Source organism: Cronobacter sp. EKM101R, from assembly GCF_963888145.1.
Classification (GTDB): domain Bacteria; phylum Pseudomonadota; class Gammaproteobacteria; order Enterobacterales; family Enterobacteriaceae; genus Cronobacter; species Cronobacter turicensis.
Window position 1 is genome coordinate 252710 of sequence record NZ_CAWPHW010000012.1, and the last position, 14029, is coordinate 266738.

The window sequence follows — 14029 nt, forward strand, 5'->3', positions numbered from 1 at the left end:
TCCCCTTACCGGTGACCGTAAACCCGCGGGCGGGTGTAGTAATCGATGAGCGGCACGGTGATATTCGCCAGCAGTACGGCAAACGCCACGCCGTCCGGGTAGCCGCCGAAGCTGCGAATCAACCACACCAGCAGGCCTGCCAGCGCGCCGAAGACCAGACGCCCTTTGTTGGTGGTGGAGGCCGTCACCGGATCGGTAAGGATAAAGAACGCGCCAAGCATCGTCGCGCCTGACAGCAAATGCATCAGCGGCGACAGGAATTTCTCCGGCGCGATAAGCCAGCCGAGCGTCGAGCACACCGCAAGCGTGACCAGAAAACTCGCCGGGATATGCCAGCGGATCGTGCCGCGCGCGAGCAGAAACAGACCGCCCGCCAGATAAGCCAGATTGACCCACTGCCAGCCGAGGCCCGCCAGCGCGCCGCCGTAAATCGGCTGTGCCAGCAGTTCGCCTGCCGGATGGCCGGCGTGCAGGCCGGTTTTAAAGGTATCCAGCGGCGTGGCCTGGCTTACGCCGTCAATGCCCATACGTAACTGTGACATGGTATCGCCGCTGGCGGTCACGCCGTGGAAAATGACCTGTAACGCGTCGAGAAAGCCCGGCGCGGTGGCGGCGATCTGCTGCGGCGGCAACCAGTTGGTCATCTGTACCGGGAATGAGATAAGCAATACCACATAGCCAATCATCGCCGGGTTAAACGGGTTATGTCCAAGCCCGCCGTAGAGCTGTTTGGCGATGATGACCGCGAATACGGTGCCAAGTACCACCATCCACCACGGCGCCAGCGGGGGAATGCTCACGCCCAGCAGCAGACCGGTCAGCAGGGCCGAGTTGTCGCCAAGATGGCTTTTCAGCGACAGTTTGCGCATGCGAACCACCAGCGCTTCGCTGGCAAGCGCGCTGACGATGGCTAACAGAATCTGCACCAGGCTGCCGTAGCCGAAAAAGTACCACTGCACGGCGATGCCCGGCACGGTGGCCAGCGTCACCAGCATCATGATACGCGACGTCTGGCGCTGGTTATGGGTATAAGGGGAACTCGCGATTCTGAAAACCATTTAATCCTCGTTAACAACCTTTTCGGCAGCCTTGCGCGCCTGCACACGGGCAATCGCGGCGGCAACGGCGGCCTTGCGCGGTTCGTCCGCTTCATCTTCTTCTTCGTTCGCCGCCTGCGCGCGCTCATTCACCTGCGCCGCTTTGCGGGCTTTGGCGCGGGCGATGGCGGCTTCCACGGCGGCTTTGCGCGGGTCGACCGGCCCGGCAAGTTTTTCATCTGCGGTCGCGTTTTCCCCGGCCTGCGCCGCTTTGCGGGCTTTGGCGCGGGCAATGGCGGCTTCGACGGCGGCTTTGCGCGGGTCGACCGGCTCGGCCGGTTTTTCGTCTGCGGTCGCGTTTTCCCCGGCCTGCGCCGCTTTGCGGGCTTTGGCGCGGGCGATGGCGGCTTCCACGGCGGCTTTGCGCGGGTCGACCGGCTCGGCCGGTTTTTCGTCTGCGGCTGCGTTTTCCCCGGCCTGCGCCGCTTTACGCGCTTTGGCGCGAGCAATGGCGGCTTCCACGGCGGCTTTGCGCGGGTCGACCGGCTCGGCCGGTTTTTCGTCTGCAGTCGCATTTTCCCCGGCCTGCGCTGCTTTGCGGGCTTTGGCGCGGGCAATGGCCGCTTCGACGGCGGCTTTGCGCGGGTCGACCGAGTCTGCCGTCGCGTCAATTTCAGGTTCGGTCGCTTCGTGCGCAGGCACGGAGCTGTTGGCAGCCATTGCCTGCTGGACTTTCTCCGCCTGACGCGCACGCGCCTCCGCCTTGCGGGCTTCACGCGCGGCGATTATGGCGCTGTTATCCGGTTTTTCGCCTGCGGCGACCACAACCGGCTGGTCATCGGCTTTCTTGCCGCGCACGCGGGCCAGCGCCGCCTGAATGGCGTCCTGATCCTGGCCGGAAGGCTGTACAGCCGATTTTTTATGACGCTCAAGACGCGCGGCTTTTTCACGTTCGAGACGGGCCTGGCGCGCTTCAAAGCGCGCTTTGGCTTCGGCGGCGCGTTTTTCTTCTTCGGCGATGGCGCGAATTTCCGCTTTTTCCTGACGGAAATATTGCACCAGCGGAATATTGCTCGGGCAGACATAGGCGCAGGCGCCGCATTCGATGCAGTCAGCCAGATTGTGGGCAGTGGCTTTATCGTGCTGCTGGCCGACGCTGAACCAGTAAAGCTGCTGCGGCAGCAGATCGGCCGGGCAGGCGTCAGCGCAGGCGCTGCAACGGATGCAGTGCTGCTCTTCCTGCGGCGCGCCCATCTCGGTTGCCGAGGGAGCCAGCAGGCAGTTGGTGATTTTCACGACCGGCACGTCAAGGCCGGGCAGGGTGAAGCCCATCAGCGGCCCGCCCATGATCACCAGTTGTTCGCTGGTCGGGATAAATCCGGCGTGCTCCAGCAGGTGGCGCACCGGCGTGCCGATACGCGCCCAGACGTTACCCGGACGGCCCATGGCTTCGCCCGTCAGCGTCACCACACGCTCGGTCAGCGGCTCGCCGTCAATGATGGCGCGCTTGACCGCAAAGGCGGTGCCGACGTTCTGCATCAGTACGCCGATGTCAGAGGAACGACCGCCGTGCGGCACCTGTTTACCGGTCAGGATTTGCGTAAGCTGTTTCGCGCCGCCCGACGGGTATTTGGTTGGGATCACGCGCAGGCGGATTTTATGCTCGCCATGCAGTACGGCGCGCATCATCGAGATAGCCTGCGGTTTGTTGTCTTCAATGCCGATCAACACTTCGCGCGGCTGGAGAATGTGCGCCAGGATGCGCACGCCGTCGATAATCTGCGCGGCGCAATCCTGCATCAGGCGGTCATCGGCGGTGATATAGGGCTCGCACTCCGCGGCGTTGATAATCAGCGTCTCGATTTTATCGCCGCCGCCCTGTAGTTTGGTGCCGGTCGGGAAACCGGCGCCGCCGAGGCCCGCCACGCCGAACTGATGAATACGTTCAATCAGCGCCTCGCGGCTGCGGCATGAATAGTCGCTCCAGCCGTCGCGAGGGATCCACCTGTCTTCGCCGTCGGCGTCGATAATTACGGAGAGCTCCGGCAGGGCGGAAGGATGCGCTGTCGGGTGCGGCATAATCGCCGTCACGGTGCCGGAAGTCGGCGCGTGCACCGGCAGCATCCGGCCGCGTCCCAGGGTCAACGGCTGGCCGCGCAGGACTTTATCGCCCGGCGCCACGCAGATCTCGCCTTCGCTGCCGATATGCTGTTTAAGCGGAATGATGAAACGGCCCGGCAGCGGCAACTGACGCAGCGGGGTGCCGTTAGACTGGGTTTTCATCTCCGGCGGATGAATGCCGCCGTTGAAATCCCAGACTTTCTCTTTTCTGAACGCAGAAAATAACTTAAGCATGTTGTTCCACAGGAATGTTACGCACCGGAATGGTGTTGAGATCCCACTTCCAGTTATCCGTTGTGGTGGCGGCCGGGCGCAGTTCAATACACTGCGTCGGGCAGGGGTCTACACAGAGATTACAACCGGTGCAGAGGTCGCTCATCACGGTGTGCATGGCGCGGGTGGCGCCGACAATGGCATCTACCGGACAGGCCTGAATACATTTGGTGCAGCCGATACAGTTCGGCTCGTCGATAACGGCCAGCATGCGTACCGGCTCCGCCACCGCGGCGTCGCCGTCGAGCGGCTGCGGTTCGACATTAAGCAGCGTGGCGATTTTCTGCATGACCGGCTCGCCGCCAGGCACGCAGCGGTTGATCTGCTCGCCGTTATTGGCGACCGCTTCGGCATACGGGCGGCAGCCTGGATAGCCGCACTGGCCGCACTGGCTCTGGGGCAGCAGTTCGTCGACCTGATCCACCACGGGGTCTTCTTCGGCGGCGAAGCGGCGCGAGGCGTAGCCCAGCAGCATGCCGAACAGCAGGGCAAGTAGCGTCAGCGCGATAACCGCGATAACAATCATTTCCATCAGAACTTCACCAGCCCGCTAAAGCCCATAAAGGCCAGAGACATCAGGCCCGCCGTCACCAGCGCGATCGCGTTGCCGCGAAACGGCAGCGGCACGTCGGCGACGACCAGACGCTCGCGAATAGCAGCGAACAGCACCATGACCAGCGAGAAGCCGACGGCGGCGGAAAAGCCATACAGCGCCGACTGTAAAAAGGTGTGGTTCAGATTGATGCTCAGCAGCGCCACGCCCAGTACGGCGCAGTTCGTGGTAATCAGCGGCAAATAAATGCCCAGCAGGCGATAGAGCGCCGGGCTGGTTTTGCGCACCACCATTTCAGTGAACTGCACCACCACGGCGATCACCAGAATAAAGGCCATCGTGCGCAGGTAGACCAGCTCAAGCGGCACCAGAATCAGGTGATCGATGATCCATGAGAAAATGGTCGCCAGCGTCATCACGAACGTCGTCGCCATGCCCATGCCGCTCGCGGATTCCAGTTTTTTGGAAACACCCATAAACGGACACAGGCCGAGAAACTTCACGAGAACGAAGTTATTGACCAGCACCGTTCCAACAAACAACAGCAGATAATCAGTCATTATTCGACCTGAAACGAAAAAAGCCGCTCATTATCGGACATCCGACAACGCGCGACAACGGGGAATCTGTAAGGTTATTTTGCCCTGACAAACGTCTGCTTCACGCGCGCCGAGCGCTTGAAATAGGGTACCAGCAGCGCGGCGGCCAGCAGCGGGAACAGCAACTGACGCACCGCCAGCGCGTCGCTCACCGGCGAGAACGCGAAAGATTTAATCGCCAGCAGGACGGTGAGCAGCAGCCAGATAATATAGTGGCGCGGCACGCCCTGACGGCGCCTGAAAAAAGCGATAGTCAGCCAGAGCGTATAGCCCCACATCGCCATGGCGCACAGCATCGAGCCATACCAGAAAAGCACATCCGACGTGCCTTGCGCGCTGAGCATTTGGTGCACCTGCGGGGAAGCCAGCCCCATGACATAGAGCGCGACAGCAAGCGAGGTGCTGAGTAAAGACATCAATAACCAGGCGAGAGGGGCGAGCAACCAGCCTCCGATGCGCGCTGGAGACGCGTCGGTCATATAACCTCCCGGGATATAAGTTCAACAAATGGCTAAAGAATAATTACAGCGCAAAGATTATAAGGATTTTCTGTCTGATTGCTACCTTTGCGGCTTACTGCACGTAACGCCAGACGGTTTTCGGCACCTGACCGAGATCGTACAGACGACCGCCGGACACCAGTTCCGCGCGGCGGTGATCCGCGGCACGATACATATTGATAATTTCCTGATTATCAGTAAGGGTGTAATTAAGGTGATCGAACAATTTTTCCAGACTTTCAAGCGTGCTGATTTTACGAAACTTTAATAAATAGTCCTGTACGGTCATGTTAATCGTTATCCGCGCAATAAAATAATAAAGGAATGTCGCCGTAAAAGGCGGGCCGGGTAAAGAATAAACGCAAAAACGGGGTTATGCAGGTTTAATAAAAGCCTGAATAACATTTAAGAGTTTTCCTTGAGAATTAACGCAGGCCCGGCGCCCAGAGAGAAAGAGTAACGCGCTTCGCCTACGCTGGCAATATCCCGTTTGTGCCGGTTTCCCGCCTTTTTACGACAATATGTAAACCACAGCCGGAAGCCGTGTACGCCGCATGCCCCCGGCGCTATTGATAGCAGACCTGCTATTTCCAGGGGTTTTCAGCCGAGCGGATTGCGCGTTCAGATTTTATTCACTCCTGTTACGCGTCAATAATGACGAGATAAACGCCACGCTATTTCTTTTAAGTCGTGTTGCTTATTTCATCAAAACAATAAAGCGCTCACGTCTCGCCGCATGATGGTTTGTTCTTAATGGAATGCGGCAGAAGGGGATGTCTTCACCTGCTCGGCAGAATGATTCTTACCCTTGTGAAAAAAATGATGAAAATTCTGAAATAAGCCGTTTATTTTCGTTTGGTTATGAAAGCGTTGAGGCCGCATTGGGAATGGTGTCAAATACGAGGGTTAACTCAGCAGAGGAATGAACATGAAAGATAACGTCCGGGTGGGATTAATCGGTTACGGCTATGCCAGTAAAACCTTTCACGCGCCGCTTATCGCCGGCACGCCAGGGATGGAACTTGCCGCCGTCTCCAGCAGCGACGCCGCGAAAGTCCACGCCGACTGGCCGGGAATGCCGGTGGTGTCCGATCCCAAACAGCTGTTCAACGATCCGCATCTCGATCTGATTGTCATTCCCACGCCGAATGATACCCATTTCCCGCTGGCGAAAGCGGCGCTGGAAGCCGGTAAACATGTAGTGGTGGATAAACCCTTTACGGTCACGCTGTCGCAGGCGCGCGAGCTTGAAACGCTGGCGAAAAGCTTAGGCCTGGTGTTGTCGGTGTTTCATAACCGCCGCTGGGACAGCGATTTCCTGACGCTCAAACAGATTATCGCCGAAGGGCAGATTGGCGAAGTCGCCTATTTCGAATCGCATTTCGACCGCTTCCGCCCTCAGGTGCGCGACCGCTGGCGCGAGCAGGCCGGGCCGGGCAGCGGCATCTGGTACGATCTGGCGCCGCATCTGCTGGATCAGGCGGTACAGCTGTTTGGATTGCCGGTGAGTATTAACGTCGATCTGGCCGAACTGCGTCCGAGCGCGCAGGCGACTGACTATTTCCACGCGGTGCTGGCGTACCCGGAACGCCGCGTCGTGCTGCACGGCACCATGCTGGCGGCGGCGGAATCCGCGCGTTATATCGTGCATGGCACCCGGGGCAGCTATGTGAAGTTCGGGCTTGATCCGCAGGAGGAACGCCTGAAGGCGGGGGCGCGTCCGCCGCAGGAAAACTGGGGCTACGATATGCGCGACGGCGTGCTGACGGTGGCGCGCGGCGAGATGCTTGATGAGCAGACCCTGCTGACGGTGCCGGGCAACTATCCGGCCTATTACGCCGCCGTACGCAGCGCCATTCGCGGCGAAGGCGAAAACCCGGTGCCGGCAAGCCAGGCCATCGTGGTGATGGAGCTGATTGAAGCGGGTATTGAATCCGCGAAACGCCGCGCCGCGGTCTGCCTGCGCAGCTAATGTATGACGCCCCGGCGCGGGTCGTCGGGGCGTCGCTTTTCCCGCCTTATTAAACGGCGCGTCACTCAGGCGCGCGGTTTCACCCGCATTACTCGCCAGGATCGGCTTTTTGTTGCAAAGTAGATTAACCTGCAACATTACAAGGAACTGACAATGAACTGGCTGAAGCGCCTGAAAATCGACACTTTTTTACTGGTTATGATTGGCGTCGTGATTGTCGCGTCGCTGTTTCCCTGTGAAGGGCGAGTCAAAACGGTGTTTGAATACCTCACCACGGCCGCTATCGCGCTGCTGTTTTTTATGCATGGCGCGAAACTCTCCCGCGAGGCGATTCTGGCCGGAATGGGGCACTGGCGTTTGCATCTGATGGTGTTTCTCAGCACGTTCGTGCTTTTCCCGCTGATCGGTCTGGCGATGAAGTTTATTCCGCACAGCATATTGCCGCCGTCGCTCTATATGGGCTTTCTCTATCTCTGCGCGCTGCCGGCGACGGTGCAGTCGGCCATCGCGTTTACCTCTGTTGCGCGCGGCAACGTGGCGGCGGCGGTGTGCAGCGCCTCGGCGTCGAGCATTCTCGGGATTTTCCTCTCGCCGGTGCTGGTGGGCGTGATGATGCAGGCCCAGCAGGGCGACACCAATACGCTGGACGCCATCGGGAAAATTGTGCTGCAGCTGATGGTGCCGTTTGTGGTAGGCCATCTGTCGCGCCCGCTGATTGGCCGCTGGGTCGACCGTCATAAAAAGCTTATCAATATGACCGACCGCTCATCGATTCTGCTGGTGGTCTACGTCGCCTTCAGCGAAGCGGTGGTGGAGGGGATCTGGCATCAGGTGACCGGGCTGGCGCTGCTGGCGGTGGTAGTGGTGTCGCTGGTGCTACTGGCGATTGTGCTGGTGGTGAATGTCTGGATGTCGCGCCTGTTTGGCTTTAATAAAGAGGATGAGATAACCATCGTCTTCTGCGGCTCCAAGAAGAGCCTCGCGAATGGCGTGCCAATGGCGAATGTGCTGTTTCCGGCAAGTCAGGTGGGGATCATGGTGCTGCCGCTGATGATTTTCCATCAGATCCAGCTGATGGTCTGCGCGGTGATGGCGCAGCGCTATGCGCGCCGTAACGAGCAGAAAACAGGCCAGAAGGCCTCAGCCTCCTGACCTGACGGCGCGGCTCAGGCCGCGCTGACTTTAGCGACCAGCGCCTGTTTTTCCGCGTCTGTCAGGAACGCGATTTTCAGGCCATTCTCCTGTGCGGTGCGGATCTGCGCCGCGCTCAATCCCGCCGCCGGTGCCGCCACCTCATATTCATGACCGATATCCACGCCCTGTACGCCCGGATCGTCAGTATTAATGGTGGCCAGGATATTGTGCTCCAGGAACGTCTTCAGCGGATGATGCGCCAGCGACGCCACCGTGCTGGTCTGGATATTCGAGGTCAGGCAGGACTCAATGCCGATCCCCTGTTCCGCCAGGAAATCCATTAGCGCCGGATCTTCCACTGCTTTCACGCCGTGGCCGATACGCTCGGCGCCCAGCTCGCGAATCGCCTGCCAGATGCTCTCCGGGCCTGCGGCTTCACCGGCGTGAACAGTAATATGCCAGCCCGCGTCACGCCCGCGGTTAAAGTGAGTCAGGAACAGGCTGCCGGGGAAGCCCAGCTCATCGCCCGCCAGATCCAGCGCGGTGATGTGATCGCGATGCGCCAGCAGGCCTTCCAACTCGGCCACGCACGCCTCTTCACCGAAGGTGCGGCTCAGGATGCCGATAAGACGGGCGTCCACGCCGAAGTCACGGCGGCCCTGACGCACGCCGTCAATCACGGCTTCGACCACGCCTGCCACCGGCAGATTGTGCGTCATCGCCATATATCCCGGCGAGAAACGCAGCTCCACGTAATGCAGACCGTTGCGCGCGGCATCTTCCATATTTTCGTACGCCACACGGCGGCAGGCTTCGAGCGAGCCGAGCACCTTCACGCCCCAGTCGAGTTTGGCGAGAAAGCTCACCAGATCCGGTTCGTTTTTGGTTATCTGTACGTGCGGGCGCAGCGTCTCCAGCGTATCGGCGGGCAGGGCGAGATTAAACTGGCGGCCCAGGTCAAGAATGGTTTGCGCACGGATGTTGCCGTCAAGATGGCGATGGAGGTCGGTAAGGGGAAGGCGGGTATCAATCATGATGGCACTCTTTTTTTAGAATAAAGTGCATAACATTATAAAAATAATTACCGCTTAAATGCTACGTTGCGCAACAAAAGAGGGGCCATAAAGGCCCCTTTTGCGGTTAAAGTGAACGAATTGCGCAAATTAGCCGCTCCACGCCCTGCTCAAGTTTGCTGCGCGGGCATCCCACATTCAGGCGAAGGAAGCCGCGTCCTTCCTCGCCGTAAGTGTATCCGGGCATGATAGCCACCTTCTCACGCTCAATCAGCGCCTTTTGTAGCGTCTCGTCATCAAGGCCGAGAGGGCGTAAATCGATCCAGGCGAGATACGTCGCCTCGGGCGGTTGCCAGTTGAGTTGCGCAAACGCGCCATTGAGCTGCTGCGCCACAAACTGCAGATTCTCCTGAAGGTAATCGCGTAGCGCATCAAGCCAGGGCGCGCCGTCGCGATAGGCAGCGATATGCGCGACCAGCGATAACACGGCAGGGGACGAGAGCCCGTCGCGGCCTTTCAGCGCCTGAAGATACGCCTCGCGGTCGTCTTCCGTCGCGATAAGCCCCCAGGCCCCGGTCAGCGCCGGAATATTGAAGCTTTTCGACGCCGACGAGAACAGCGCCCAGCGCCCCCGTCCTACAGTGCTCCAGGGGATATGCGGGTGTTCGCTCCAGACCATATCCATATGAATTTCGTCACTTATCACCCGCACACCGTGACGCGCGCAGAGCGCCGCCATCGTCTCCAGCTCGTCGCGTCGCCACACTTTTCCGGTGGGATTATGTGGGCTGCACAGGAGCATGATTTTGCACGCAGGGCGCGCCAGTAGCGCCTCAAGCGCCGTCATGTCGCACTGCCAGCCATGCGCGTTTTGCGTGAGCGGGGCGCTGAGCACGCGCCGCCCGTTGCCTTCAATGGTTTTCCAGAACGCGTCATAGGCGGGCGTGTGGATCAGCACTTCGTCATCGGGCGCAGACCACTGGCGAATCAGCTGCGACACCATCCAGATAACCGACGGCCCGTAGACCAGCGCCTCGCGCGGAATATCGCAGTGAAAGCGCGTGGCGTACCAGTGCGCAATCGCACCGGTAAACTCAGGATTCTGCCAGCGGCTGTAACCCAGCACGCCGTGGGCCAGCCGCTGCGACACCGCCTCCAGCACGCAGGGCGCGGTCGGGAAATCCATATCGGAAATGGTAAAGGGCAGGAGATCGTCCGCGCCAAACCGGTCTGCCACGTAATCCCACTGGGTACACCAGGTGCCGCGACGATCCACCGCCTGTGAAAAATCGAACATGTTGCCTCCCGTTTTACGCCTGCACCGTGTGCATCAGGCTGTCCATCTCATCTTTGACTGACTGCACCTGCGGGCCGATCACCACCTGCAAATTGTGCTGGTTAAGCTGCACCACGCCGATGGCGCGATTGGCCTTAAGCGCGGCGCTGTCCACCCGCGACATCTCCTTCACGGTGAGACGCAGACGGGTAATGCAGTTATCGAGCGACGTAATATTCTCCGCGCCGCCGAGCGCCTGCAAAATGGCCGGGACGTCATAGCCCGATTTGCCCGTATGGCCTGATGGCGTGACATTCACCGCCGCGGTTTCGGCTTCGCGGCCCGGCGTTTTCAGGTTAAAGCGGGCGATGGCGAAGCGGAAAATCGCGTAATACGCCACAAACCAGACGCCCGCCACAACCGGCACCCAGTACCATTTGGTGGAAAGCCCGTGCAGCACGCCGAAGACCACAAAATCAATGATATTGCCGTCGGTGTTGCCAATGGTCACGCCAAGGATCGCCATCATGGTAAAACCTAGACCGGTCAGCAGCGCGTGGATGAGGTAGAGCGCAGGCGCCACAAACAGGAACAGGAATTCCAGCGGCTCTGTGGTGCCGCCCACCACGCAGGCGATCACGCCGGAAATCAGCAGCCCTTTGATCTTGTGACGGTTCTCCGGGCGAGCGCAGTGGTACATCGCCAGCGCAGCCCCAGGCAGACCGCCCAGAAACGCCGGCATTTTCCCCTGCGACAGGAAGCGGGTGGCGCTTTCGGCAAAACCGTGCGACGTCGGGCAGTTAAGCTGCGCCTGGAAAATAGTTAACGCGCCGGAAACGCTATGCCCGCAGACGTCCATCGTGCCGCCCGCCTCGGTAAAGCGGATCAGCGCCACCAGAATATGTTGCAGGCCGAACGGCAACAGCAGGCGCTCGCCGGTGCCGAAAATCATCGGCGCGAAGCTGCCGGTGCTGTTAATCAGCCACCCCAGGGCGTTAATACCTTTGGCGAAGAAGGGCCAGATTAGCGGAATCGTCAGCCCGACCAGGCCCATCACCACGGTGGTGACGATAGGCACGAAGCGCGTGCCGCCGAAAAACGCCAGCGCGTCCGGCAGGCGTACTTTATGAAAGCGCTCATGCAACAGCCAGATGATCACCCCTGCGATCACCGCGCCCAGAATGCCGGTGTCGATGGACTGAATGCCGAGCACCGACTGCACGTTGTTGGCTTTCAGCAGCGCCGCGTCCTGCGTCGGCAAAATGCCTTTGGCGGTGAGCCAGAAATTGACCGCCAGGTTCATCACCGCGTAGCCGACGAAACCGGCAAACGCCGCCACGCCTTTGTTTTCACGCGCCAGCCCCAGCGGAATGGCGATACAGAACATCACCGGCAGAAAACTGAAGGCGAAAGAGCCCATCTTGCTCATCCAGGTGAAGATGAGCTGCAACACGCCGTTGCCAAGAAACGGCATCAGCGTAATGACGTCGTGACTGCTGAGCGAACTGCCGATGCCCATCAGAATGCCGCAAAACGACAGCAGCGCCACCGGCAACATAAACGTTTTGCCGAGCTGCTGCATAAATCCCCAAAGCGTATTTTTTTGACCCGTATTCGCCGTCATAAACGACACCTCGCGTTAAATGATCCCATCGCCTGAACGAAGGATCGCAAGATAAAACGTTTTACCAAAGTTTAATGCGCGTTGAATCACAGAACATTACCCAGGCCTGACCGTTATAATAGCGCGACAGGTAAAAGGTTTTATCTGCCAGTAGCGGAGCAAAAAGCGTAGCCAATGACACAGGCGAAAAGAATCACTATCAATGATGTCGCCCAGGCGGCGGGGGTCTCGGTCGCCACCGTTTCGCTGGTGCTGAGCGGCAAAGGACGGATTTCCAGCGCCACCGGCCAGCGGGTGAATGACGCCATTGAGCAGTTAGGATTTGTGCGCAACCGGCAGGCCTCGGCGCTGCGCGGCGGGCCAAGCGGCGTGATTGGGCTTATCGTGCGCGATCTCACCACGCCGTTTTACGCCGAGCTGACCGCCGGGCTGTCAGAAGCGCTGGAAGCGCAGGGGCGAATGCTCTTTCTGCTCCAGGGCGGGCGTGATGAAGCCCGGATGCAGCGCTGTTTCGATACGCTGCTCGATCAGGGCGTGGACGGGGTTGTGGTGGCTGGCGGCACGGGCCAGGTCGGCGCGTGGCAGACGCAGGCCCGCGCGCGCAACATCCCGCTGCTTTTTGCCTCGCGCGCCAGCCATCATGATGAAGTGGACACGGTGCGCCCGGATAACCAGCAGGCGGCGCGACTGGTGACCGAACATCTTATTCATCGCGGCCATCAGCGCATCGCGTGGCTGGGCGGCGCGAGTTCGTCGCTCACCCGCGCCGAACGGCTTGGCGGCTACTGCGCCACGCTGCTGCAGTACGGCCTGCCATTTCACAGTGAATGGATTGTCGAATGTCCCGCAGGCCAGAAACAGGCGGCGGAAGCCATTACCGAACTGCTGCGCGTTAACCCGACTATCACTGCCGTGCTGTGCCATAACAGCACCGTGGCGATGGGCGCGTGGTTCGGCCTGATGCGCGCCGGACGACAGAGCGGTGACGGGGGCTATGAGAGCTATTTTGAAAACAGCGTGACGCTGGCGGCCTTCGCGGAAGTCCCGGAGGCGCGGCTTGATGACGTGCCGCTGACCTGGGTGACGACGCCCGCCAGGGAAATGGGGCACTGTGTGGCGGAGCGCATGCTACAGCGTATTCAGCACGGTGAGGAATCTACCGGCAGCCTGATTCTCGGGCCGCGGCTGGTGGCGCGGCGCTGACATGCGCAATAAAAAACGGCCTCCTGAGAGGCCGTTTTCTTTTTTACTGCTGTCCTTCCCGGCAGGGCATGCGGTCATTTCAGTAATGAACGCCGGGCGCCAGCAAGCTGTTCCGTCTCTCATCCTATCAGGATGCTCTATATTCCTGGTGCTATTAATTAATTATATGTATGAGAAAGGCCTGAGATATTTATTGAAGAGATGGGTTTCATCTGTGAGTTTATACTGACGCGCGAAACTTTTGGCGGCAATGGAGTGTATCATTTTGGTTATAAAATACAGAATTTAATGTTAAGTCGATGTCAGGCGTGAACTTTTATTAAAGGCATCATATTGATTTGAGTGTCATTAATCATATTCTTCATGACTTATAAAAAGAGAATAAAAGAATATTGCTGTTCATTATAAAAATATGATATCGGTTTGAAGCAAATTCCAAATGTGGAACAATAAATCATTTGAATTAAAAGTTACCATTCGCTACATTTTGTGCGGTATCACCGGGCTGCAATAAGAAACTTAACGCAACAGTGTTCGTTATTAAGTTTTACTGAATAACGCTTTAAATTCCTCTGGCAATGTATGTGCGTTATTCTTTGCCTCGTAATTTAATCAGGCGGCGTATAAGATGCTAATGCACGCCAGGTGATTAATGAATGTAATTGACGGCTTAATATTAAGCGGTTAATTCAAAACTGGAAAATGCTCATTAAGGAAAATTGAA

General features: G+C 58.8%; 12 protein-coding genes. 3 read left to right on the forward strand and 9 right to left on the reverse strand.

Annotated elements, in window-relative coordinates; all coding sequences use genetic code 11:
- Nucleotides 1-5: 5 nt before the first annotated feature.
- The 6 genes from rsxD to ydgT all read right to left on the reverse strand — a co-directional run bounded on the left by rsxD (nucleotide 6) and on the right by ydgT (nucleotide 5372).
- A complete protein-coding gene (gene rsxD, locus AACV31_RS09765) occupies nucleotides 6-1058 on the reverse strand; it encodes an electron transport complex subunit RsxD (protein WP_165153820.1) in 1053 nt (350 codons plus the stop codon).
- Complete coding sequence (gene rsxC, locus AACV31_RS09770) at nucleotides 1059-3392, reverse strand: electron transport complex subunit RsxC (protein ID WP_165153822.1); 2334 nt, start codon at nucleotides 3390-3392, stop codon at nucleotides 1059-1061.
- Nucleotides 3385-3963 carry an electron transport complex subunit RsxB gene (rsxB, locus tag AACV31_RS09775; RefSeq protein WP_075198400.1) on the reverse strand — a complete coding sequence of 193 codons (579 nt, stop codon included), beginning with the start codon at nucleotides 3961-3963 and terminating at the stop codon, nucleotides 3385-3387. Before rsxB ends, rsxC begins: the two co-directional genes overlap by 8 nt.
- A complete protein-coding gene (gene rsxA / locus AACV31_RS09780; protein ID WP_165153824.1) occupies nucleotides 3963-4544 on the reverse strand; it encodes an electron transport complex subunit RsxA in 582 nt (193 codons plus the stop codon). The genes rsxB and rsxA overlap by 1 nt, the downstream gene beginning before the upstream one ends.
- A gap of 74 nt (nucleotides 4545-4618) precedes the next feature.
- On the reverse strand, nucleotides 4619-5062 hold the full coding sequence (locus AACV31_RS09785) for a DUF2569 domain-containing protein (protein ID WP_032806474.1): 444 nt from the start codon (nucleotides 5060-5062) through the stop codon (nucleotides 4619-4621).
- Between the two features lie 94 nt (nucleotides 5063-5156).
- On the reverse strand, nucleotides 5157-5372 hold the full coding sequence (gene ydgT / locus AACV31_RS09790; protein WP_007663080.1) for a transcription modulator YdgT: 216 nt from the start codon (nucleotides 5370-5372) through the stop codon (nucleotides 5157-5159).
- Between the two features lie 639 nt (nucleotides 5373-6011).
- Here ydgT and AACV31_RS09795 point away from each other — a divergent pair.
- Together AACV31_RS09795 and AACV31_RS09800 are read left to right on the forward strand one after the other, a co-directional pair.
- Nucleotides 6012-7055: an oxidoreductase gene (locus AACV31_RS09795; protein ID WP_007760881.1), complete on the forward strand. Its 1044-nt coding sequence runs from the start codon at nucleotides 6012-6014 to the stop codon at nucleotides 7053-7055.
- A 153-nt stretch (nucleotides 7056-7208) separates the two neighbouring features.
- On the forward strand, nucleotides 7209-8207 hold the full coding sequence (locus AACV31_RS09800; protein ID WP_105538474.1) for a bile acid:sodium symporter family protein: 999 nt from the start codon (nucleotides 7209-7211) through the stop codon (nucleotides 8205-8207).
- Between the two features lie 14 nt (nucleotides 8208-8221).
- Here AACV31_RS09800 and add read toward each other — a convergent pair whose 3' ends face one another.
- From add to malX, 3 genes are all read right to left on the reverse strand, one after another.
- Nucleotides 8222-9223 carry an adenosine deaminase gene (gene add / locus AACV31_RS09805; RefSeq protein ID WP_165153826.1) on the reverse strand — a complete coding sequence of 334 codons (1002 nt, stop codon included), beginning with the start codon at nucleotides 9221-9223 and terminating at the stop codon, nucleotides 8222-8224.
- Nucleotides 9224-9329: 106 nt separating this feature from the next.
- The gene (locus AACV31_RS09810; protein WP_165153827.1) at nucleotides 9330-10499 is read right to left on the reverse strand and encodes a MalY/PatB family protein; all 1170 of its coding nucleotides are present in this window, start codon (nucleotides 10497-10499) and stop codon (nucleotides 9330-9332) included.
- Between the two features lie 13 nt (nucleotides 10500-10512).
- On the reverse strand, nucleotides 10513-12102 hold the full coding sequence (gene malX, locus AACV31_RS09815) for a maltose/glucose-specific PTS transporter subunit IIBC (protein WP_165153828.1): 1590 nt from the start codon (nucleotides 12100-12102) through the stop codon (nucleotides 10513-10515).
- A 174-nt stretch (nucleotides 12103-12276) separates the two neighbouring features.
- Here malX and AACV31_RS09820 point away from each other — a divergent pair, with 174 nt between their 5' ends.
- Entirely contained in the window at nucleotides 12277-13305 is a 1029-nt protein-coding gene (locus tag AACV31_RS09820) for a Mal regulon transcriptional regulator MalI (RefSeq protein ID WP_105538478.1), read from the forward strand.
- Nucleotides 13306-14029: the final 724 nt, after the last annotated feature.